The following is a 20,315-nucleotide window of genomic DNA, read 5'->3' as shown; positions in this document are numbered from 1 at the left end:
CGCGGCGGGCGTCGATGGACCAAATCCTACTTATCCGATAGGATGTATCGGTGACTTTGGCCGGACGTACGACCTCCGCGGTGGACGAGGTAACCAGCCTCGTGAGTGACCTGATCCGGATCGACACGACGAACACCGGAGACCCGGCGACACTGGCCGGTGAGCGCGAAGCCGCCGAGTACGTCGCGGAGAAGCTCACCGACGCCGGCTACGAACCCCTCTACGTCGAGTCGGGTGGAAAGCGCCGCGGCAACGTCGTCGTGCGACTGCCGGGCGCCGACCCGGGCCGCGGCGCACTGTTGGTCCACGGCCACCTCGACGTCGTGCCGGCCGATGCGTCCGAATGGACGGTGCACCCCTTCTCCGGCGAGGTGCGCGACGGATACGTGTGGGGCCGCGGCGCCATCGACATGAAGCACATGGTCGCGATGAGCCTCGCCGTCGCCCGGCAGTTCAAGCAGGACGGCACGGTCCCGCCCCGGGACATCGTCTTCGCGTTCCTCGCCGACGAGGAGGCCGGAGGCTTCCAGGGAGCCCGCTGGCTCGTGGACCATCGCCCGGACCTTTTCGAAGGCGTCACCGAGGCGGTCAGCGAGGTCGGCGGGTTCTCGCTGACCGTCCGCGACGGCGTCCGCGCGTACCTCGTCGAGACCGCGCAGAAGGGCCTCATGTGGCTGCGGCTCAAGGCCCGCGGGACCGCCGGCCACGGCTCGATGGTGCACACCGACAACGCCGTGGCCAAGCTGGCCGCCGCGGTTGCCCGGCTCGACGCCCATCGGTTCCCGATCGTCCTGACCGGCCCGGTGCGGGAGTTCCTGCAGGGCGTCAGCGAGCTGTCCGGCGTGCCCTTCGACGAGGATGACCCCGAGGCGGCGGTCGCCCGGCTCGGCTCGATGGCGCGGCTGATCGGCGCCACGCTGCGCAACACCGCCAACGTGACGGTGTTCAACGCGGGCTACAAGTCCAACGTGGTGCCGTCGCTGGCCGAGGCCACCGTGGACGGGCGCATGCTGCCCGGCCACGAGGAGGACTTCGAACGGACGCTGGCCGAGCTGCTCGGACCGGACGTCGAGCGGGAATGGGACCTACTTCCGCCGGTCGAGACGACCTTCGACGGCCACCTGGTGGATGCCATGGCATCGGCGATCTCGGCCGAGGACCCGGGTGCGCACGTCCTGCCGTACATGCTCTCCGCGGGCACCGACGCGAAGTCCTTCCAGCGGCTCGGCATCCGAAACTTCGGGTTCGCGCCGCTGCGACTGCCCCCGGACCTGGACTTCACGGCACTCTTCCACGGCCCCGACGAGCGGGTCCCCGTCGAGGGCCTCGAGTTCGGCACCCGGGTCCTGACGCGCTTCCTGCTCAACAGCTGAGGCGGTGGTGGGGCAGATGAAGACCGTCGTCGTGGCCGGCGGCACCGACGGTATCGGCCGGGCGCTCGTGGAGGAGCGCCTGGGCCGCGGCGACCGCGTCGTGGTAATCGGCCGTGACCCGGCCAAGGGCCACGAGCTGTTCGGCGGGCGGGTCGAGTTCGTCACCGCGGACCTGAGCCTGGTCGCCGAGACGCTGAAGGCCGTCGACGCGGTCGCCGCAGGCAACCCCGTGGTGGACGCGCTCGTGCTCTGCGCGCGGCACTACCGCAGCGAACGCACAGAGACGGCCGAAGGAATCGAAGAGAACTTCGCCCTGTTGTACCTGAGCCGCTACCTGCTCGGGCACGGCCTCGCCCCGGCGATGGCGCGAGCGCCCCGGCCGGTCGTGGTGAACGTCGCAGGCCCGGGAGGTGGACTGCACCTCGTGCGCTGGCACGATCTCGAGCTGCGCCGCGACTACCACGGCGGCGCGGCGCTGGGCCAGGGCGGCAAGCTCAACGACCTGCTCGGCGTCGCGTCCGTCCAGCGGTACCTGGGCATCCGCTACGTCCTGATCCACCCCGGCGCCACCGCCACCGGGTTCTCCGGCACGTATGACCCGGCGACGCGGGCCCATGTCGAGGCGATACGGGCCACCGCCAAGCCACCGTCAGCCGCGCTCCCTCCGATCCTCGCCGCGATCGACGACCCGCCCGGTGAGGCGCTCAGCGCGATCGTGGAGGGCCGGCGGATCGCCGTGGACGGCCCGGACTTCGACGCCGGCGCGGCGGCCCGGCTGTGGTCGATCACCAAGGACCGGCTGGACGGGCGGGCGTGATGGCGGTCGTGGCCGTGCTGTTCGCCGGTGCCCTGGTGGCGCTGCTGCTGCGCTCGGAACCGGCGTTCTGGGTGCTGTCCGGGCTCACGCTCGCGTGGCAGCTGGCGCTGCTGGAGCGGGACCGGCCCCGGGGCAGGTGACGCCCGTCGCGAGCCCGCTGGTCCCGTCGCCACCGAACTCGGCTACGGGGAGGGCGTCGGCCGCGCCGTCCCCTCCTGCCCGGCGGGACTGGCGAGGCCGAGGTTGTCGCGCAGGGTCGCGCCGAGGTAGTCGTCCTTGACGATCCCGCGCTTGCGCAGGTCGTGCAGCAGCCCGTTGACGACGAAGTCGTGCTGGCGCGGGTCGTCCAGGCCGCCGACCGAGAGCACGTCCAGCACACCGGCCCGGAACCGCTCCTCGACTGCGTCGGCGAGCTGCTCCGGCGTTCCGGCGACGCTCCAGTGCCCGGTGTCCTGCGCGGCGATGATGAGCTCGCGCAGCGTATACCCGCGGCGCGCATAGCCGCTGAAGATCTCGACCCGGCCGCGGCGGCGGTGCACGGCCGCCACGTCCGGCAGGAGGCTCTCCGGCAGCGGCGCGTCCAGCCCGGCCTCCGAGAGGTCGACGCCGCCGCCGAGCATGTCGGCGACCAGCGCCCGGCCGGCCTCGAAGTCGATCGCCTCATGCCGTTCGCGGACCAGCCGCCGGGCCTCGGCCTCGGTCGCGCCGAACGTGGCGTGGAACGAGCTGAAGATGAGGGGCAGGCCGGACGGCCGGCCGAGCTGCGCCGCCCTCGCGCGGATCCGATCGGTGTGTTCCCGCGCGATCTCCATCGTCGACAGGGCGGTGAACACGACCTCGGCGTAGCGGGCGCCCAACTCGACGCCGGCCGCCGACTGCCCGGCCTGAACGAGCACCGGCCGGCCCTGCGGTAGCGGCGGGATGTTCAGCGGACCGGCGACACTGAAGTACTTACCGACGTGGTCGATCGGCCGGATGCGGTCCCGGTCGAGGATCGCCCGGCCGTCCGGGCCGATCCGCAGCGCGCCCGGACGCCAGCTGTCCCAGAGCGCGTTGACCACGTCGAGCGTCTCGGCGGCCCGCGCGTAACGCTCCTCCGGGCTCGGCAGGCCCTCCGGGCCGAAGTTCTCCTCGCCGATCGCCGAGGTGACCAGGTTCCACGCCGCCCGGCCGTTGCTGACGTGGTCGAGCGTGCCGAAGAGCCGGGCCAGGTTGTACGGGTGGTGGAACGTGGTCGAAACCGTGGCGATGAGCCCGATCCGGGACGTCACCTGGCTCAGCGCCGAGACGTAGACGAGGGGCTCCTGCGCGCCGATGGTGCCCTGCGCGCCGAACGTCAGCAGGTCGGGCACGAAGAGCGCGTCGATGCGGGCCGCCTCGGCCAGCTCCGCCACCTTCCGTGCGGTGTCCACCGTGGACTTCGTGGGATCCAGCGCCAGCTCGTATGGGCCGGGGGATCCGCCCGCGCCGGTCACGGTGGCGAGCGTACGGGGTGGGCGCGCCGTCATGCCCGAACGATATTCCTACTGAATCAGTAGTGAAATATGTCGACCGTCACAGTTTTCGTCAGCCCGTGCCGCTGGACGCGCATGTCCGAGGCGAAGGTCCCTGCGACGTCAGGACCGCGGACCCGAGCCACCATTCCCGCGCCGGCCGTACGTTCGCTGTGTCGGCCACGAGCCGGCGACAGACGAAGGAGCGGCACCGTGACTGTCAACTCGGCCGCAGTCGGCTCGAACACCGAACCACACCGGGACACCCACGTGCCGGTCGCGCGTGCTGCGGCCATGACCAGCGACCAGGTCCTGCACGCCCTGACCAGCGGTCCCGACGGCATCAGCGGTGCTGACGCCGCGTCCCGTGCGGCGACGGCCGGGCCCAACGCCGTGCATTCGCATCGGGTGCAGAGCTGGCGGATCCTCGCCCGGCAGCTGCGCAGCGCGCTGCTCATCATGCTCGCCGCCACGGCGACGATCTCGTTCCTTCTCGGCGACCGCACCGACGCGGTGATCATCGGCATCATCCTCGCCGCCAGCGTCGGCCTGGGATTCGTCAACGAATATCGTGCGGAACGCGCGGCGCAGGCCCTGCACGCCGAGATCCGCCACACCGTCACGGTCATCCGCGACAGACGCGCTGCCGACGTCGACGTCCGTACCCTGGTCCCCGGCGATGTGGTCCGGCTGACCCTGGGCGCCGTGGTGCCCGCCGACCTGCGGCTGCTGCAGACGAACGGCCTGGCCTGCGACGAGGCGGTGCTGACCGGAGAGTCGCTGCCAGTCGACAAGCACACCACGCCGGTGCCGGCCGGCACGGCGCTGGCGGACCTGACATGCTGCGCACTGATGGGCACGGTCGTGCACAGCGGCAGCGGTGTCGGCGTCGTGGTCGCGACCGGCACGCACACCGAGTTCGGGCGGATCGCCGCCGGGCTGAGCGAGCGGTCACCCGAGACGTCGTTCCAGGCTGGGCTGCGCCGGTTCTCCGTGCTACTGCTCCAGGTCGCGGTCGTGCTCACGATCGGGATCTTCGTCACCAACCTGCTGCTACGCCGACCCCTGCTCGACTCGGCGATGTTCTCCCTCGCCATCGCCGTCGGGATCACGCCGCAGCTGCTGCCCGCCGTGGTCAGCACCAGCCTGGCCGCCGGATCCCGGCAACTGGCCCGATACAAGGTGCTGGTCAAGCGGCTGGTGTGCATCGAGGACCTCGGCGACATGGACGTCCTGGTCACCGACAAGACCGGCACCCTCACCGACGGCACCATCAGCTTCCGCGCCGCTGCCGACACCGCCGGCGCCGACAGCACCGAGGTCCTCCTGCACGGGTTACTGGCCACTGACGCCGAGGGTCAGGCCGGCGCCAACCCGCTCGACGCGGCCCTGTGGCAGGCGGCGCACGCCGGGGCGGACACCACCGCGTACCGGCGGATCGCATCTGTCCCGTTCGACCACGACCGGCGGATGACCTCAGCGCTGGTGCGCGATCCACGGGGTGCGTCGCGCATCGTCGTCAAGGGCGCCCCCGAGTCGGTGCTCGCCCGCTGCGCCGACATCCCGGCCGACGCGCACACCACCCTGGACCGCTTCTTCGCCCAGGGTATCCGCGTCGTCGCCGTAGCCAGCCGGACCACGACCGCGACCTCCCTCACCGCCGCCGATGAACGCGACCTGCACCTCGACGGATTCCTCGCCTTCCTCGACCCGCCGAAAGCGGACGCCGCCGAATCGCTGCGCCGGCTGGCACGGCTCGGCGTCACCGTCAAGATCGCCACCGGGGACAACGCCGTCGTCGCCGCCAAGGTCTGCGAGGACCTCGGGCTCACCGACACGAAGACGCTGTCCGGCGTCGACATCGACGCGCTCGACGACGCCGAGCTCGCCGCCGCCGCCAACGCGGCGACCATCTTCGCGCGGGTGTCACCGGAGCAGAAGGCCCGCCTGGTCCGGCTGCTGCGCCAGTCGCACGTCGTGGGTTTCCTCGGCGACGGCGTCAACGACGCGCTCGCCCTGCACACCGCCGACGTTGGCATCTCCGTCGACACCGCGGCCGACGTGGCCAAGGACTCCGCTGACGTGGTGCTGCTCGAGAAGGACCTGGGCGTACTCGCCGATGGCGTCGCCGAAGGCCGCCGGATCTTCGCCAACACCATCAAATACGTTCTCATGGGCACATCCAGCAACTTCGGCAACATGTTCAGTGCCGCCGCGGCCTCTGCCGTCCTGAAGTTCCTGCCGATGCTGCCGAGCCAGATCCTGCTCAACAACCTGCTGTACGACGCCAGCCAACTCGCCATCCCCACCGACTCCGTCGACGCCGAACAGGTCGCTGCGCCCGCGCACTGGGACATCGCCTTCATCCGCCGGTTCATGCTCGTCTTCGGCCCGATCAGCTCGCTGTTCGACTTCGCCACCTTCTGGCTGATGCTGCACGTGTTCCACGCCGGCCCGGCGCTGTTCCGCACCGGCTGGTTCGTCGAATCCCTCGCGACCCAAACCCTGGTCATCTTCGCCATCCGCACCCGCCGGATCCCGTTCCTGCGCAGCAAGCCCAGCCTGCCGCTGACACTGGCGGTAGCCGGCGTCATCCTCGTCGGCGCGCTGCTGCCCCTCTCACCGCTGTCACACCTGCTCGGATTCCAACCCCTGCCGATCGGCTTCTTCGCCGCCCTCGCCGGCATGGCCATCGCCTACCTGGCATTGATCGAACTCGCCAAGCGCGCCTTCTTCACCCGCCGACCGGCGCATCCGCCGACGCCGCACCGACGTGGCCACACCCACCACGTGCAGCGCCGCGCCGGTCGCTTCAGCTACGCGGGCAGCCCGGCACCGAACACCACAGGCACCAGGTAGCCGACCGAACCGGTCCCGGGCTGGGGGAGCGAGTGGCGCCGGGGTTAATGGGTTGGCCCCCGGTGGTGCGCCTGTGTGAGGGTGGCGACCATGAGTAGTCATCTCACCCGCGACGTTTTCCGGGACCCGCTGGTGGAAGGAGAAGTGCCCTACACCGTGCTCACGCCGGACGGCTGGACGAGCGGTGAGACACTGCCGCTGATCCTGGTTCTGCACGGCGCGAACTCCTCCAGCGACTTCCTGGCCACGTTGCAGCCGATCGTCGACGGTGCATGGGCTGATGGATCGCTGCCCCGATCCGTGATCGCCAGCGCCTCGACTCCCACGATCGGCGGCTTCTACATCGACCGGACCGGCAACGGCTGGGAGAGTTTGATCGCCACGTCCTTCCCCCGCTTGCTGGAGCAGGAGTACGGCGCAGATCCGACCCGCGTGTCGTTGATGGGTGCTTCGATGGGCGGCTATGGCGCGCTGAAGATCGCCTTCGCGGAGCCGTCCCGGTGGCTCGCGGTAGCGGCAGTCGCTCCCGCTCTCCTGCCCGCGCTGACGCCTGAGCAGTTACGACCTCGCAACACCCTCGATGTGCTGGCCCGGTTGAGCAGCGAGATGGCCGACGAGGGTCATGGGTTCGCCGCCAACAGCGTCCTGCACCGGCTGCGAGGCAACGCCGACGCCATCCGAGCCAGTGGGTTGCCGATCCTTCTGCGTTGCGGCGACACTGACGTGTTCGCGATGCACGACGGCACCGAGCAACTCCATCGGGCGCTCTGGGACCTTGACATCGGCCACGAATATCACCTGGTCCACGGTGCCGATCATCTGGGGCCCGAGGCGGTCTCCGCGCAACGGGCCGCGCTTGCGTTCATCGCAGCGGCCCAGCGCAGGGCGGCGGGCGAGGACCGTACCGCGGCGGATCGGGACCTGGAAGCGGCGTGGCGGGACTGGGCTGCCGGCGGTCGGCAGACAGCCCCGCCCAAGTTCGACGCCTTCGGCGCCAGCGCCTCCGTCGCCCTGCGTGCGACGCTCGAACCAGAGCTGGCGGAGGCGGAACGACGGGACCCGACGACTGCCCGCCGATACGGAATTCTCCCGGACTGAGAGGTCATGGGCCGTCCGGATCGGGGGCGGCCCACAGGACCACCATCCCGGCTGTTTGGTGGACGGCGCATCTCGTAAGCGGCAATTATCGTGTTGGCGTGCCGACCGCTGAGGACTACCCGTGGAAGTCTGACCTGGTCCGGGTCACGATGGCCGTCGTGTTCATGAGCACTGCGGGGTTGATCCTCCATGTTGTCTGGCCGAGGACATCCGCGCCGAACCCCGCGGTCTTCGCGGCGTGTGTCGCGGCGATCAGCCCCGCGTCGCCGTCTCGGGTTCGGCATGTGATCACCACCGTAGCCGTATTTTTGCCGGTCGCATTGGTGGTCTTGTTCATCGCTCATGAGATCCGGCCCCTCCACTCGCAGCCTTGGTGGGCCTATTTCCTCAGCAACGCACTCGCGGGATGGATAGGTGGCACGGCCGCCATCTGGGTCACCTGGCTACGTGCCAAACGGCGGCACGCGTCTCGAACAACGACGCTCGACCAGGCCGACGCGTAGAAGGGGTGGCTGCCCCCTCTGTCCCAGCGCCACCCGGTGGCGGGTGCGTTTGGTCAGGCCGTCATCGGTTGTCGTGTCCGGCCGCCGGCGTCCACCGCGATAACCGGAGACCGGCATAGACGCCGCTTCGCGTCGGGCCGCCAGAATTCGGTGTCCGGAAACCGCGCCGTACAATACCGATTGTGACCGCCCCGACGAAGGCATTCCCCGAACGGATGGCACGGCGATTCGCCGGCCGGATTCAGGGACTGCTGTGAATCCCGACCTCGCCGGCCTGCGCAAGGGCGACCTCGACACCCGGGAAGAGCACCTCTACCGGCTGCTCGACCGGGCCTGCGACCACGGCGATCCGTCGGCGATCGCGGCGTTGCAGGCGATGGTTCGTGACTACCCCGACTACCATCGGTCGCTCTACACCCGAGCCATGAATCAGGCGGCCGTATTCGCGGACCCCGGCCTGCGCGAGCCACTGCTCGAGGCGCTGGCCGACACACGGTACAACTGCCAGGCTTGGGCGGCGATGGGCTGTGCCGCGATGGACGTCCGCGAGGCCGTGCCACAGCTGATCGAACTCCTTGACCATCCACAGTGGATCGCCGTGGACGAGGCGATCAAGGCCCTCGGCGTGCTCGGCGACGCATCTGCCGTCCCGGCGCTGCGCCCCCTGCTCGGCGACAGCGCTGAGTGGGTGCGCCAGCGCGCGGCCGACGCGCTCGCGAAGATCGGCGGCGCCGAGGCCCTGGAGGCGCTGTGGGACGAGTTCGAGCACCGACGTTTCCCGCGGATCGGCCACATAGCCAGCGGCCTGGCCCTCTTCACCCCGGACATCATCCCGCGGCTGGTCGAGGCGGCCGCGGACCAGGATCCGAACCGCCGCTACTGGGCCGCGGTCGCCCTCGGCTCGACCGGCGACGAGCGGGTCGTGCCGACCCTGGAGCGTCTGCAGGCCGAGGACCGCGGCGCGACGGTCTTCGACGGCGAGGTCCGCGTCGCGGCGAAGAAGGCCCTGCGCACCGTGCGGCGCATCCAGGCTGCCATCGCCTCGCGCGGGGGGCAGATCGGACCCGTCACGGCCCGATGATCCGGATCTTCGCGTCCGGCGGGCATGGGTCGTGGGCCCGGCCACGTCCGCTGGCGGAACGCAAGCGCTCGCGGACCAGGTCGACCACCCGGGCTTCACAGCATTGCCGAGCACGTCGACGTCACATGCAGGCGGCCATCATGGCTGCCCAGCCGACGAGCGCTGCCGCGTCGAGTTCCGGGGCCAGCGGCACCGGCTTCAGGATGCCGATCACGGTGAACCAGCGGCGGTCGAGGTACACCTGGACGCCGTCACCCACCGAAACGACCCCGAGCCGCCGGGCGGCCGCGTTGCCGAGCACGACCGCCGGGCGCGGAGCTCGGGCTGTCCATCGTGCGGGCGGTCACGGGTGCGCACCGCGGGACCGTGCACGCCGAGCCGCGCAATGGCGGCGGGCTGGTCGTCACCGCGATCCTGCCCACGGCACCCCGGCCGGCGGCGATTTCCTGACATAGACGGTTGCCGCGGCCTGCCGTTCGGCGTCGAACAGAAACGCCTCCTGGAGATCTTTTGAGTTCTTGGGGAGTCGCTGCGGGTCAATGCGTCCTACGCACTGGCTGACTCCCGGTTGGGCAGGGCGAGGCGGAAGATGGTTTTCCAGACGCTGGCGGTCTGGTGGGTGAGGGAGCCGGTGTTGTACCGCAGCCCGAATCGTTCGCAGAGGTCGCGGACTTTCGGGGCGATCTCGGCGTAGCGGTTGCTGGGCAGGTCGGGGAAGAGGTGGTGCTCGATCTGGTGGCTGAGGTTGCCGGACATGAGGTGGAACAGCGGGCCGCCGTCGATGTTGGACGAGCCCAGCAGTTGCCGCACGTACCATTCGCCGCGGGTCTCGTCGTCGAGTTGGTCTTCGGTGAACACCTCGGAGCCTTCGGGGAAGTGGCCGCAGAAGATGATCGTGTGTGACCACACGTTGCGGGCCACGTTGGCGAGGAGGTTGCCGAGCAGGGCCGGCACGAACGACGGGCCGGCCAGCAGCGGGAACGCCACGTAGTCCTTGATGACCTGGCGGCGGGCCTTGCGCAGCACCCCGCGCAGCTGGGTCAGTGCCTCACCCCAGCGTTTCTCGCCCCGCCAGGCACGTTCCAGCTCGACGTCGTAGATGGCGATGCCCCACTCGAAGGCAACGGCCAGCGCCGCGTTGTAGAGCGGTTGGGCGAGGTAGATCGGGCGCCAGGGCTGTTCTGGGCTGACGCGCATCGCGCTGTAGCCGATGTCGCGGTCCTTGCCCAGCACGTTGGTGTAGGTGTGGTGCACGACGTTGTGCGAGTGTTTCCACATGTCGGCCGGCGCGGCGTGGTCCCATTCCCAGGTGGTGGAGTGGATGTCGGGGTCGCGCATCCAGTCCCACTGACCGTGCAGGACGTTGTGGCCGATCTCCATGTTCTCCAGGATCTTGGCGACGGCCAGTGCCGCGGTGCCGGCCAGCCACGCCGGCGGCAGGATCGAGACCGCCAGCAGGGTGCGGCCACCCGCCTCCAGGCCCCGCTGGACGGCGATGACCCGGCGGATGTAGCGGGCGTCGTCGCCGCCCAGGCTGGCGGCCACCTCGTCACGGATTCGGTCGAGTTCGCGGCCGATCTCCTTGATGTCGACCTCGGTGAGATGTCCGGGCACAGGCACAGGTGGGTCTCCTATACATCGATCTCGACGGGACCGGCCGCCGCGGTGACGCAGGTCTGGATGAGTTCACCCTCGTCGCCGTGCTCGCGGCCGGTGCGCAGGTCGCGGACCCGGCCGGAGCGCAGCCGTACTACGCAGCTGTGGCAGATGCCCATGCGACATCCGCTGGGCATGAGCACACCGGCGTGCTCGCCGACCGCCAGCAGTGGTGTGTTGCCGTCCGCGTGCGCCGTGCGTCCACTCGCGGCGAACCTGACGCGGCCGCCGGTACCGCCGGACACCTGGGCGGTCTGGAAGCGCTCGACCCGCAGGCGGTCGCCGACGCCGGCCCGCCGCCAGTGCCGCTGAGCGTCGTCGAGCATCCCGGCTGGGCCGCACGCCCACGTGTGGCGTTCACGCCAGTCTGGGCAGAGGTCACGGACCTGCGTCATCGTGATCCGGCCGCTGGTGCGGGTGTGCCGCTCGTACAACCGCAGGCTCTTCCATCCTGCGGCGAGTGTCCGCAGGCCCGGGCCGAAGATGACCTCCTCGGAGGTCGGTGCGGACAGCACCAGCACCACGTCCGGCATGCGATCCTGGGCGGCCAGGCTGTGCAGCATCGCCGCCACCGGCGTGACGCCGCTGCCCGCGGTCAGGAACAACAGCCGTTGGGGTGTCGGTTCGGGTAGCACGAAGTCACCCTCGGCCGGGGTGAGGCGCACGATCGTCCCGGGCGTCACGCGGCGCACCAGGTATGGCGAAACCAGCCCGTCCGGCGTGGCCTTGACGGTGATCGTGAGGCGCCCGTCGGGGCGGTGCGGTGACGAGGACAGCGAGAAGGGGCGCCAGTGCCGGACACCGTCGATGTCGACACCTACCCGCACGTACTGACCGGCGCGGTGACCCGTCCAGCCGATCCCCGGACGGATCACCAGGCTCGCCGCGGAGGCGGTCTCCGGCCGCACCTGCTCGACCCGGCCGCGCAGTCCCCGCAGCGACCACAGCGGATTGACCAGCCCGAGAAAGTCATCGGGCAGCAGCGGCGTGGTCAACCAGGACGTCGCGTCCAGCACACGCCGGCGCGCGGTCGTCCCGCGGCCCCACCCGCCCGTAACAGCTGAACCGCCGGATGACGACAACGGCATACCCCCCCTCAACGGGGCGCGACCTACCCGTGTGCACGGGCGCTAACCTCGCAGCGCGATGCGACCGACGGTGAAGGCCAGATCATGCCCACCGAGCGCACTGTCCCCGGAGTGGCCCAGCGGCTGCGCAGCAGGTGGTCGTAGGAGGGCTGCGGGTACCGCGCGGTCAACGCGGTACCGGCGTCCGGCTCAGCAGTGTCGCCGCGAGGGTGCGGTAGCGCTCGGCGACGACGGTCCAGCGGCTGCCCTGGGAGATGCGACTGGCCTCGTCGTACATGCTGCTGACGAGGTCGGGTTCGGTGAGCACCCGTTTGAGGGCGGCGCCGATCGCCGGAGCGTCCTGGTGCGGCACGAGCAGACCGGCGCCGCCGCCGAGCACCTCCACGGCGTGCGGAAAGGCGGTGGCGATGACGGGCTTGTGCGCCGCCAATGCCTCGACGAGCACGCCCGAGGTGGCCTGGTCCGGTGAGTCGTACGGCAGCAGCACGATATCCGCACGCCTGATCAGCCGGTAGAGGCGGTCCTGCTCGAGGTAGGCACGTTCGAACGTGACCAGGCCGGCGACGCCGAGGGCCCGGATCCGGGAGTAGAGCATGAGCCGGTACGCCTCGCCCTGCTCGGCGAGCACCTTGGGGTGCGTCTGGCCGGCGATCACGTACCGTGGGCGTGGCAGCAGGTGGCGGACCAGCCGCAGCCCGGCGATCGCCCACTCGATCCCTTTGCCGGGGCCGAGCAGCCCCCACGTCAGGATCACGGGCTCACCAGACGGGTTGAGCAGCCGCAGCGGTGGTACCTCGGGCGTGCCGTGCGGGATGACGGTGACCTTGTCCGGGTCCACGTCGTACTCCGCGACCAGCCGTGCCCGGGCCGTCTCGGTCATGGTGACGGCGGCGCCGGCGAGCGCGACGACCTGTTCGAGCACGTCTTTCCGGTGCGTGGTGGGCCGGCTCAGCACGGTGTGCAGCACCGCGATCGCGGGGGCGCGCAGCCGGCGCAGCACAGGCAGCAGGTCCTCGCCGTCGGTGCCGCCGAAGATCCCGTATTCGTGCTGGACGATCACGACGTCGTGGCGGTCGAGCGCGGCGGCGGCCGGCACCTCACCGCCGGGGGAATGCGACACCAGGTGCCCCACAACCTCCGGGCGATCCGCGTAGGTGGCCGCCTCCACCACGCGCACCACGCCCGCGCGGTCCCCACAGGCAGGCGAGGTGAGTGCATGCAGCAGTGACGCCGTGAACGTCGCCAGGCCGCATTGGGTCGGCGGGTACGTGCTCAGGAATCCGTAGGAGATCGTCATCGCCGACGACCGTCCGGCCGGGGATGGGCATGGACGCAGCGGTTGCCGTGCATTGCTGGCATGAGACCCACCTCTCAATGGTGGGTGCGGCGCCGGCCGGCGAGCGCAGAATGCTTACCCGGCGCTGGTCATTCGGTGCGAGCACCATGGTGGCGACGGTTCGCCGCCGCAGACCCGGGGCGTCGATCGAGACGGGCCAACGCTGTTCACCGTAGCACGCGGCCGAGCCGGTCAGAACGATCCGGTGCGCGTCTCGCTGTACGGGGCGAGCCGTGCGCCGACCACGTGCCGGAAGTTCAGCAGCAGCGTCGAGGTCTGTTCGTCGCCGAACCGCGACACGGTCAGCGGGTGCACGGTCTCCTCCGTCATCCACGCGGCGAGCTGCTCGATGGAGAGCTCGGTGCCGTGTACCCGCAGCACGAGTTCCTTGTCCCGGCCGACAGTGAGCAGGTACAGCAGACAGGTCGGATACTCGATGGTCATGGCGTGTGTCCCCTTCGGCGGATCGCGACACCGGCCAATCATCCACAATGGACAATCATTGCGGCACCGGCTCCGGCCGCCGATGGGCGGCACGCATCCAACCTACATCTTCGGCGCGGACCCGGGCGCGCCGCGACTGGTCGTTGCGGGCTGCCCGGCGGGCCGGAGCTAAACCGGACAGAACGAGACAACGACGGGGCTCTGTGACGAGACTGGGGCGCATCTCGCGGCGTACGTGAACAAGCAGAAGGCCCGCATGTTGTCCCAGCTCATCGACGGATGTGAGGAGATTCGGGCGATCTCGCTGCGGGCAACTCGCGCGGGCAAGCCGTTCGGGTGAGACGCCCCGAGCATCCGTCTTCGCCCCGGTCTTCGGACTGGGGCGTCGTACTGTTCACGGCCGGCGCGACGGCTGCCGTGCTGCGGAAGGCGGCGACTCCGGTGGAGCCACCTGGCCGTCGCGCCGGCCCAGACCACATCTTGCCGAAGCTGAAGGCGCGGGTGTGGCAAACGGCCACCTTTTCCGCGCAGTGCGCAATCAGTCACCGTGCGCATCCGGGCGGCGTCCCCGGACGGGCGGGCGCCGGCGGGCAGGGAAGCCCCCATGTTTCGCCCGCCGGCGCTTGTTGCCGAACTGCCTACAACTATCCCGTCCGCCGGGGCGGCCCTTCACATCCCGCTCGGCCCGCCCCGGCTTCCGCCTGCTACCCGCCGCGTGCAGTCCAAACCTGCACCCACCATCTGCCGCTTCGCCGATGACATTCCGGCTGCCGCGATTCAGGCCTTGGCGCAGGACTAAGCCACACCAGCGGGCCCAGTCCTGCGGAGGCACTGCGATGGCGTCGCCGATGCCGACGGATGCGGCGTCGATCGAGCCTTTGCGCAGCCCGCGGAGGTCCAGTCCGTAGTCACCGGGCTCGCGGGCAATGCATTTGACATCGCGGTCGGGGTCGAGGCCGTTGCGGCGCAGCACGATGCGTGCGAAGCAGCCGGGTGGCGTGCGCGGGTGGTGCACCGCGAGTCGGCGGCCCTGCAAGTCCTGCAGGGAGGTCAGGTCGCCGCGGGCGAGGAACCAGAACAGGGGCCGGTGGGTGTTCACACTCAGCGCCGTCCGCGGGATTTGGTCGGTCAGCCGGGAGAACAGCGCACGGCCCAGCCCGATCGTCGCGCCCCGGCGCAGCCGCTCGATATCCCAGCCGCAGCCGTCGCGCAGCGCGACGTGCACACCCTCGTCGGCGAAGTAGTCCTCTTGGTCGGCGACGTAGGCGACCAGTTCCTCGTGGATCCCCCGCCCGGCATAGACGAGGTCGAGTGTTTGTATGGCGGGTGCCACCCCCCCCGGTTTCGCCGTTGGGACGCGCGTTGCTGTCGATCGGTCCGGCGTCGTCAGTCCATCGCGAGGCCGCCGTTTACCGGCGCGTACGTACCGGTCATGAAGCCGCTCTGGTCGCTTGCGTAGAAGGCGACGACCCTGGCCACGTCTTCCGGCCGGGCGATCCGCCCCAGCGGGGTCGCCGCGACCAGCCGCGCCCTGACCTGCGGGGAAACCTTCCCGGCGACTTCGGTTTCTACCATGCCCGGGGAGACTGCATTGACGGTGATGCCGAAGGGGCCCAGCTCCTTGGCCACGTAGCGGGCGAACTGCACCAGCGCTGCCTTGGACGTGCCGAGCGCGATCATCTCCTCCCGCGGCTGCCGAGCCAGGCCGGTCGCGAGGTGAACGATCCGGCCGTAACGCTGGTCGATCATTGCCGGTGCCACGGCCTTGGTGAGCGTGAAGGCGGCCAGCATCTCGTCGTAAACCTTGCCGCCGAATTCCTCCCAGGTTATGTCCTGGAAGGACTTGATGGCAAACGGGATTCTGACACTGTTGACCAGCACCTCGACCGCGCCCCACCGCGCGGACACCGCCTTGACCAACCCGTCTACCTCGCGGGGGTCGCGCACATCGGCCCGCAACGCTATGGCCTCGCGGCCGGCGGCGAGGATCTCCTCGACCACCGCGTCCGCGTCCGCGTCGCTGGACCGATAGTTCACCACCACTCGCATGCCCAGCGACGCCAGCAGCCGCGAGGTAGCCGCACCGATGCCGCGGCTACCCCCGGCGACCAGGGCGACCCTCCCAGAACGTCCGGTCATCTCAGCCCTCCTCCATCCCAGTCTGTGCGTCTTCGCTCTCTGTTCATGCTGGCGAGGTTGGTGAGTAGTGCAGTGCGTGGGAGTTGTCGAACACACTGATGCGGTTGCCCCAAGCCGACAGGAACATGTTCCACGTTCCACGCCGGAGATACGGCCGGGGTGGGCGCCCGCCCTGACCGGGCAACAGACCGCCCCAGCACGCCGACCCGGGGCCAACGGTGTTCCCGCGGCGCGGAAACGGCGAGGCCGGTCCGGCACGCGAGGGTGGCTGCACCTGAGCTGAGATGCGGGCTCGTCCGGTCCTACCCCCGACGGTCGGCCTGGATCTTGGCGCCGAGGTGCTCCTGGCCGAGGCCGCGGACCGGCCCGGCCCGTGGTGGCTGCTGCTCGGCAGCCACCCGCCACACCATCCCGACCTGGAGCCTGCGGTCCGGCTGGTCGTCGAGCGCGACCCGCAGCACCGCGGCGACGTTGTTGCTCGCGGCCGGTTCCGGCACCGGCGTCGCAGCGTGCACCTCGCCGTGCGGCCCACGCCGCAGGTGATCGCCGCACTGCTGCTGGCCGCCCGCGACCACACCGGCCGCCTGCCGCGGCGGTCGGCCGGGTGGCGCGTAGCAGACACGGTCCGGTGGTCACGGCGCTTGATCGCCGGAGTTGTCGTCGCGGTGGTTTTGGCTCACGGGCCAGGGGAAGAGGATGGGCGGACAGGGCATCGGGAGGCGTCGGTTCGCGGTCTGACAGGTACGTGCCTGGGTCGCGTCAGAACGTGAACCCGTCCCAGAAGGGAACCTATGTGCAAGCCATCACCGTAGGAGACCGTGCCGCCGGCGGCGCTGGGCTCACACTGTCCGACATCCCACACCCCCACGCGGCCGAAAACGACGTGATCGTGCGCGTCCACGCGGCTGGGTTCACCCCGGGGGAACTGGACTGGCCGGGCACGTGGACCGACCGTGCCGGCCGTGACCGAACCCCGAGCGTACCCGGACACGAGCTGTCGGGTGTTGTCACCGAGTTGGGTTACGGCACCACCGGCTTGACCGTGGGCCAGCGGGTGTTCGGAATGGCTGACTGGACCCGCGACGGATCGCTGGCTGAGTACACCGCAGTGGAAGCCCGCAACCTCGCCCCCCTCCCGGCGGACATCGACTACACCGTGGCCGCCGCCGTGCCCATCTCCGGGCTGACCGCCTGGCAGGGCCTGTTCGACCATGCAGAGCTAGAGACCGGCCAGACCCTCCTGATCCACGGCGCCGTGGGCGGCGTCGGCTCAATCGCGGTGCAACTGGCCCACGAACTGGGCGCTCACGTGATCGGCACCGGTCGTGCCGCGGACCGGGAGGCTGCACTTGGGCTGGGTGCGGACGCGTTCGTGGACCTGCAGGCCGACCGGCTGGAGGAGGTCGGCGAGGTCGACGTGGTGTTCGATGTAATCGGGGGCGAGGTCCTCGAACGCTCGGCCCCGCTGGTGCGCGCCGGCGGAACGCTGGTCACGATCGTCGGCCCGCCGAAGGTGCGGCCCGCTGACGGCCGGGCGATCTTCTTTGTCGTCGAGCCGGACCGGTCCCGGCTGGCGGACCTCGCCGAGCGGGTGCGATCCGGACGGCTGAAGCCGATCATCAGGGCCGTACAGCCGCTCGCAGAGGTGCCGTCCGCGTTCGCGCCCGACCGCCGGGTGCCCGGCAAGATGATCATCCGGGTCGCGGACGGCACCCCGTCGTAAGCGGGTATGAGTCCCCACCAGTGGAGGTGCTAGATGGCCGAGCTCACACCGCCCGTAGGGCGAATTGTGTTGGCCCATTTCATCGTCTCGGACGATGTCGAGCGCTCTCGGCGCTTCTACACCGAAGTACTCGGCGGCAGGGTGGTCTTCTCCGGAGGGCCGACCTATGTCGCGCTAGCCAACAGCTGGATCATCATCAATGTTGGTGGAGGCCCGACCGACGACAAGCCGGCGGTCACCCTGGAGACGCCACGCGATCCCGACCGGGTCAGCAGCTTCCTCAATATTCGGGTCGCAGACATTCAGGCCGTGTACGCCGAATGGAGCGCCCGGGGTGCTCAATTCCTGACGCCGCCGAAGCAGCACCAGTACGAGATGCGTTGCTACATACGCGATCCCGACGGTTATCTGATCGAGGTGGGGCAAACCACCGACCCAGAGGGGGACTGGTCGCCATGGTTGCCGTCTCCCTCGGTGTCATGAAGACGGCGATGGTCGACGCCTCGTCGTATGCGCGCCTCGCCGCCGTGCACGCCCTCGGACGGACGGGCGAGATTGCCGACGGAATCTTCTACCAAGAACGGGCGGGCCTCGTCACCGGCCAGATCCTGCACATCTGGTCGGCGCAGCACCCGGTCCGAACGCATCCGGGCCAGGACGCGCACCGGTAGGTCCCGCAACAGACAGGCCAGCTGTCCGAGTGGGAGCCGACGGTTATTTATCCTCCGCGGGGGTATGGGGTCAGTCTGGGTGGGAGTCTGTCGCCGGCGATTGGCGACGGACGGGTTCCCACCACCATCAGGAGGAACGTGTGGCTCGCGGTACCGTCAAGTGGTTCAATTCCGAAAAGGGCTTCGGCTTCATCCAGCAGGATGACGGAGGAGCGGACGTCTTCGTTCACTACTCGGCCATCGCCAGCGGTGGATACCGTGAGCTCACGGAAGGTCAGAAGGTTGAATACGAGGTGACCCAGGGACAGAAGGGTCCGCAGGCGGAGAACGTCCGCGGCGTCTGACCGGCCCTCAGTAGGAACCCCACAGCGAAGACTGGGCACCCGCACAGCCTCTGTGCGGGTGCCCAGTCCGTCCACCGTAACCGTGTCGCAGGACGCGGCCGGACGCTGGTCCGTGTCCCTGCTCTGCGACGACGTGATCCCCGACATCCCAGCGGTGAACACTGTTGTCGGGATCGAGGCCGGACTGGACGGCCTCCTCACCCTCTCCACTGGTGCAAGACCTCAGCGGGAGTCCTCCCGGACGGGGCGGTCGGCGGTGAAGCAGGAACCCCTGGGGCGACCCAGGCAATCCCCTCCCTTTGGGAGGGGAGGATGTCAAGCTTGCGCCGTGAACAGTCGCGGCGCAGACGCCCTTACCTATCTTGAGACCGAATTGCTCGCACCGCAGGTCATCGGCCCTGACCGGCTGCGACTGGCCCCCACGGCACTCGTGCCCGAACTGCGCCTGCTGTTGGCCGAAGACCCCATCGTGTGGTGGGCAAGAATGGAAGCAGACGCCAAGACGGCGCTGACGCCCCCGTTCTGGGCAACCGCATGGCCAGGCGGACAGGCGCTGGCACGCTACCTGCTGGACCACCCAACGACAGTCGCCGGCAAGCGGATACTGGACCTGGCCTCCGGATCGGGACTGGCAGCCATCGCCGCCGCACTTGCCGGCGCCACGGCAGTGACCGCCAACGACATCGACCCGTACGCCTTGGCCGCGATCACACTCAACGCCAGGGTCAACCACGTGGCTGTGACAACCTGCCACGGTGATCTGCTCGACGGGGACGGCGGCGACGCCGAGGTCGTACTCGCCGGTGACGCCTTCTACCAGGAAGCCCTCGCGCACCGGATGTGGCCGTTTCTCCAGCGCGCCACAGTGCGCGGTGCCTGCGTACTGATCGGCGACCCCGGACGCCAATACCTGCCCCAGGACGAGTTGAGGACCCTGGCCAGCTACCCCGCACCAGCGACCGGCACCTCAACGGAGCCGCAGATCAGCGAGATCACCGTGCTCCAACCGCGCCGACTCTGAACACGATTGCTCAGGGTCCGCGCGACGACCGCGGCCAGGTCTCGATCGTCGACGGGGGCCGTCTCGGCCGCGCCGTACGGCCACCGGACCATGCCATCGCCACGGACATCGCCTCCGCCTGCGTTGACGTGGTCGCCTTGACTGATACGGTGCCGACCGGCCACACCGGGTTCTGCGCACCATGGCTGGCGACGCCGTACGGTTCCGGCCAGATCTCCACCGGCGGTACCTGGGCGGTCCTCTACACGGCCACCGCGGCGACCGCTGAGCCACGCAATGTGCTGATCCGTACAGCAGACCTGCATGCCGGAAATTGGCGACCGGTCACCATCGATCTACCCTCCGGCTCCCGGCCGCTTTTCTGGGACACTGATGACACTGTCATCTTCGAAGGAACCCCGGACCACCTCGGCTACTACCGGTGCACGGCCACCGGATCGTGCTTGTCGACGGCGCTGCCGGCCGACCTGCAAGAGCCGAAGGTGATACCACGACGCGGCGCCTGAACCCGGAAGCCACTGTCGGTGTTCACGCGACGTCCAGCGACTTGCACCGGTAGGGCCGTCGTGGGGGGGGGGGCGGGCGGCCCCCCCCCCCCCCCCCCGGGCCCCCCCCCCCCCCCCCCCCCCCCCCCCCCCCGCGGGGCGGGCGGCGGCGAACCCCCCCCCC

At 69.9% G+C, this 20,315-nt stretch carries 21 protein-coding genes and 3 pseudogenes; 15 read left to right on the top strand and 9 right to left on the bottom strand.

Annotated elements, in window-relative coordinates; all coding sequences use genetic code 11:
- Nucleotides 1–50: 50 nt before the first annotated feature.
- From AB0367_RS36445 to AB0367_RS36435, 3 genes are read left to right on the top strand one after another with little or no spacing between them, the layout of a single operon-like run.
- Nucleotides 51–1,373: a M20/M25/M40 family metallo-hydrolase gene (locus AB0367_RS36445; RefSeq protein WP_366231073.1), complete on the top strand. Its 1,323-nt coding sequence runs from the start codon at nucleotides 51–53 to the stop codon at nucleotides 1,371–1,373.
- A gap of 16 nt (nucleotides 1,374–1,389) precedes the next feature.
- Nucleotides 1,390–2,190 carry an SDR family NAD(P)-dependent oxidoreductase gene (locus AB0367_RS36440; RefSeq protein ID WP_366231072.1) on the top strand — a complete coding sequence of 267 codons (801 nt, stop codon included), beginning with the start codon at nucleotides 1,390–1,392 and terminating at the stop codon, nucleotides 2,188–2,190.
- A complete protein-coding gene (locus tag AB0367_RS36435) occupies nucleotides 2,187–2,330 on the top strand; it encodes a hypothetical protein (RefSeq protein WP_366231071.1) in 144 nt (47 codons plus the stop codon). The genes AB0367_RS36440 and AB0367_RS36435 overlap by 4 nt, the downstream gene beginning before the upstream one ends.
- Before the next feature lie 42 nt (nucleotides 2,331–2,372).
- Here the strand turns inward: AB0367_RS36435 and AB0367_RS36430 are convergent, their stop codons facing one another.
- Nucleotides 2,373–3,698, bottom strand: a complete 1,326-nt coding sequence (locus AB0367_RS36430; protein ID WP_366231070.1) for an NtaA/DmoA family FMN-dependent monooxygenase — start codon at nucleotides 3,696–3,698, stop codon at nucleotides 2,373–2,375.
- Between the two features lie 198 nt (nucleotides 3,699–3,896).
- Here AB0367_RS36430 and mgtA point away from each other — a divergent pair, with 198 nt between their 5' ends.
- From mgtA to AB0367_RS36410, 4 genes are all read left to right on the top strand, one after another.
- A complete protein-coding gene (gene mgtA, locus AB0367_RS36425) occupies nucleotides 3,897–6,542 on the top strand; it encodes a magnesium-translocating P-type ATPase (protein WP_366231069.1) in 2,646 nt (881 codons plus the stop codon).
- 144 nt (nucleotides 6,543–6,686) lie between these two features.
- Entirely contained in the window at nucleotides 6,687–7,640 is a 954-nt protein-coding gene (locus AB0367_RS36420; protein ID WP_366231068.1) for an alpha/beta hydrolase-fold protein, read from the top strand.
- Nucleotides 7,641–7,738: 98 nt separating this feature from the next.
- Nucleotides 7,739–8,143 carry a hypothetical protein gene (locus AB0367_RS36415; protein ID WP_366231067.1) on the top strand — a complete coding sequence of 135 codons (405 nt, stop codon included), beginning with the start codon at nucleotides 7,739–7,741 and terminating at the stop codon, nucleotides 8,141–8,143.
- A gap of 253 nt (nucleotides 8,144–8,396) precedes the next feature.
- Nucleotides 8,397–9,224 carry a HEAT repeat domain-containing protein gene (locus AB0367_RS36410; RefSeq protein ID WP_366231066.1) on the top strand — a complete coding sequence of 276 codons (828 nt, stop codon included), beginning with the start codon at nucleotides 8,397–8,399 and terminating at the stop codon, nucleotides 9,222–9,224.
- A gap of 148 nt (nucleotides 9,225–9,372) precedes the next feature.
- On the opposite strand, the pseudogene AB0367_RS36405 reads toward AB0367_RS36410, so the two are convergent.
- Nucleotides 9,373–9,534 (bottom strand): annotated as a pseudogene (locus tag AB0367_RS36405) (ABC transporter permease); the annotation flags it as partial.
- On the opposite strand from AB0367_RS36405, the pseudogene AB0367_RS36400 reads away from it, so the two are divergent.
- Nucleotides 9,504–9,674 (top strand): annotated as a pseudogene (locus AB0367_RS36400) (two-component sensor histidine kinase); the annotation flags it as partial. The pseudogenes AB0367_RS36405 and AB0367_RS36400 sit on opposite strands and share 31 nt — an antisense overlap.
- Nucleotides 9,675–9,770: 96 nt before the next feature.
- Here AB0367_RS36400 and AB0367_RS36395 read toward each other — a convergent pair.
- The 7 genes from AB0367_RS36395 to AB0367_RS36365 form a co-directional block, all read right to left on the bottom strand.
- Nucleotides 9,771–10,844, bottom strand: a complete 1,074-nt coding sequence (locus AB0367_RS36395; RefSeq protein ID WP_366231065.1) for an acyl-CoA desaturase — start codon at nucleotides 10,842–10,844, stop codon at nucleotides 9,771–9,773.
- 11 nt (nucleotides 10,845–10,855) lie between these two features.
- A complete protein-coding gene (locus tag AB0367_RS36390; RefSeq protein WP_366231064.1) occupies nucleotides 10,856–11,968 on the bottom strand; it encodes a ferredoxin reductase in 1,113 nt (370 codons plus the stop codon).
- A gap of 166 nt (nucleotides 11,969–12,134) precedes the next feature.
- On the bottom strand, nucleotides 12,135–13,265 hold the full coding sequence (locus tag AB0367_RS36385) for a glycosyltransferase (protein ID WP_366231063.1): 1,131 nt from the start codon (nucleotides 13,263–13,265) through the stop codon (nucleotides 12,135–12,137).
- 231 nt (nucleotides 13,266–13,496) lie between these two features.
- Nucleotides 13,497–13,748 carry a hypothetical protein gene (locus AB0367_RS36380; protein WP_366231062.1) on the bottom strand — a complete coding sequence of 84 codons (252 nt, stop codon included), beginning with the start codon at nucleotides 13,746–13,748 and terminating at the stop codon, nucleotides 13,497–13,499.
- A 538-nt stretch (nucleotides 13,749–14,286) separates the two neighbouring features.
- Nucleotides 14,287–15,081, bottom strand: a complete 795-nt coding sequence (locus AB0367_RS36375; RefSeq protein ID WP_366231061.1) for a hypothetical protein — start codon at nucleotides 15,079–15,081, stop codon at nucleotides 14,287–14,289.
- Between the two features lie 53 nt (nucleotides 15,082–15,134).
- Nucleotides 15,135–15,887 carry an SDR family oxidoreductase gene (locus tag AB0367_RS36370; RefSeq protein WP_366231060.1) on the bottom strand — a complete coding sequence of 251 codons (753 nt, stop codon included), beginning with the start codon at nucleotides 15,885–15,887 and terminating at the stop codon, nucleotides 15,135–15,137.
- 302 nt (nucleotides 15,888–16,189) lie between these two features.
- On the bottom strand, nucleotides 16,190–16,462 hold the full coding sequence (locus AB0367_RS36365; protein ID WP_366231059.1) for a hypothetical protein: 273 nt from the start codon (nucleotides 16,460–16,462) through the stop codon (nucleotides 16,190–16,192).
- A gap of 29 nt (nucleotides 16,463–16,491) precedes the next feature.
- On the opposite strand from AB0367_RS36365, the pseudogene AB0367_RS36360 reads away from it, so the two are divergent.
- The 7 genes and pseudogenes from AB0367_RS36360 to AB0367_RS36330 form a co-directional block, all read left to right on the top strand.
- Nucleotides 16,492–16,938: pseudogene (locus AB0367_RS36360) on the top strand (alcohol dehydrogenase catalytic domain-containing protein); the annotation flags it as partial.
- Between the two features lie 12 nt (nucleotides 16,939–16,950).
- Nucleotides 16,951–17,610, top strand: coding sequence for an NADP-dependent oxidoreductase (locus AB0367_RS36355; RefSeq protein WP_366231085.1), 660 nt, complete (start codon nucleotides 16,951–16,953; stop codon nucleotides 17,608–17,610).
- A gap of 33 nt (nucleotides 17,611–17,643) precedes the next feature.
- Entirely contained in the window at nucleotides 17,644–18,093 is a 450-nt protein-coding gene (locus tag AB0367_RS36350; RefSeq protein WP_366231058.1) for a VOC family protein, read from the top strand.
- The gene (locus AB0367_RS36345; protein WP_366231057.1) at nucleotides 18,090–18,281 is read left to right on the top strand and encodes a hypothetical protein; all 192 of its coding nucleotides are present in this window, start codon (nucleotides 18,090–18,092) and stop codon (nucleotides 18,279–18,281) included. The genes AB0367_RS36350 and AB0367_RS36345 overlap by 4 nt, the downstream gene beginning before the upstream one ends.
- Before the next feature lie 140 nt (nucleotides 18,282–18,421).
- Complete coding sequence (locus AB0367_RS36340; RefSeq protein WP_259865589.1) at nucleotides 18,422–18,625, top strand: cold-shock protein; 204 nt, start codon at nucleotides 18,422–18,424, stop codon at nucleotides 18,623–18,625.
- A gap of 328 nt (nucleotides 18,626–18,953) precedes the next feature.
- Nucleotides 18,954–19,646, top strand: coding sequence for a 50S ribosomal protein L11 methyltransferase (locus tag AB0367_RS36335; protein WP_366231056.1), 693 nt, complete (start codon nucleotides 18,954–18,956; stop codon nucleotides 19,644–19,646).
- Between the two features lie 137 nt (nucleotides 19,647–19,783).
- Nucleotides 19,784–20,152, top strand: coding sequence for a hypothetical protein (locus tag AB0367_RS36330; RefSeq protein WP_366231055.1), 369 nt, complete (start codon nucleotides 19,784–19,786; stop codon nucleotides 20,150–20,152).
- Nucleotides 20,153–20,315: the final 163 nt, after the last annotated feature.

Source organism: Dactylosporangium sp. NPDC051484 (assembly GCF_040689395.1).
Taxonomy (GTDB): Bacteria; Actinomycetota; Actinomycetes; order Mycobacteriales; family Micromonosporaceae; genus Dactylosporangium.
The sequence above is the reverse complement of the archived record's forward strand: the minus strand, read 5'-3'. Positions and strand labels throughout refer to the sequence as shown.

Bases quoted from the DNA above. Each gene is read 5' to 3' on its own strand.
- AB0367_RS36345 (WP_366231057.1), top strand. From the start codon at position 18,090: ATGAAGACGGCGATGGTCGACGCCTCGTCGTATGCGCGCCTCGCCGCC.
- AB0367_RS36440 (WP_366231072.1), top strand. From the start codon at position 1,390: ATGAAGACCGTCGTCGTGGCCGGCGGCACCGACGGTATCGGCCGGGCG.
- AB0367_RS36355 (WP_366231085.1), top strand. From the start codon at position 16,951: ATGGCTGACTGGACCCGCGACGGATCGCTGGCTGAGTACACCGCAGTG.
- AB0367_RS36390 (WP_366231064.1), bottom strand. From the start codon at position 11,968: ATGCCGTTGTCGTCATCCGGCGGTTCAGCTGTTACGGGCGGGTGGGGC.
- AB0367_RS36385 (WP_366231063.1), bottom strand. From the start codon at position 13,265: ATGACGATCTCCTACGGATTCCTGAGCACGTACCCGCCGACCCAATGC.
- AB0367_RS36350 (WP_366231058.1), top strand. From the start codon at position 17,644: ATGGCCGAGCTCACACCGCCCGTAGGGCGAATTGTGTTGGCCCATTTC.
- AB0367_RS36370 (WP_366231060.1), bottom strand. From the start codon at position 15,887: ATGACCGGACGTTCTGGGAGGGTCGCCCTGGTCGCCGGGGGTAGCCGC.
- AB0367_RS36380 (WP_366231062.1), bottom strand. From the start codon at position 13,748: ATGACCATCGAGTATCCGACCTGTCTGCTGTACCTGCTCACTGTCGGC.
- AB0367_RS36430 (WP_366231070.1), bottom strand. From the start codon at position 3,698: ATGACGGCGCGCCCACCCCGTACGCTCGCCACCGTGACCGGCGCGGGC.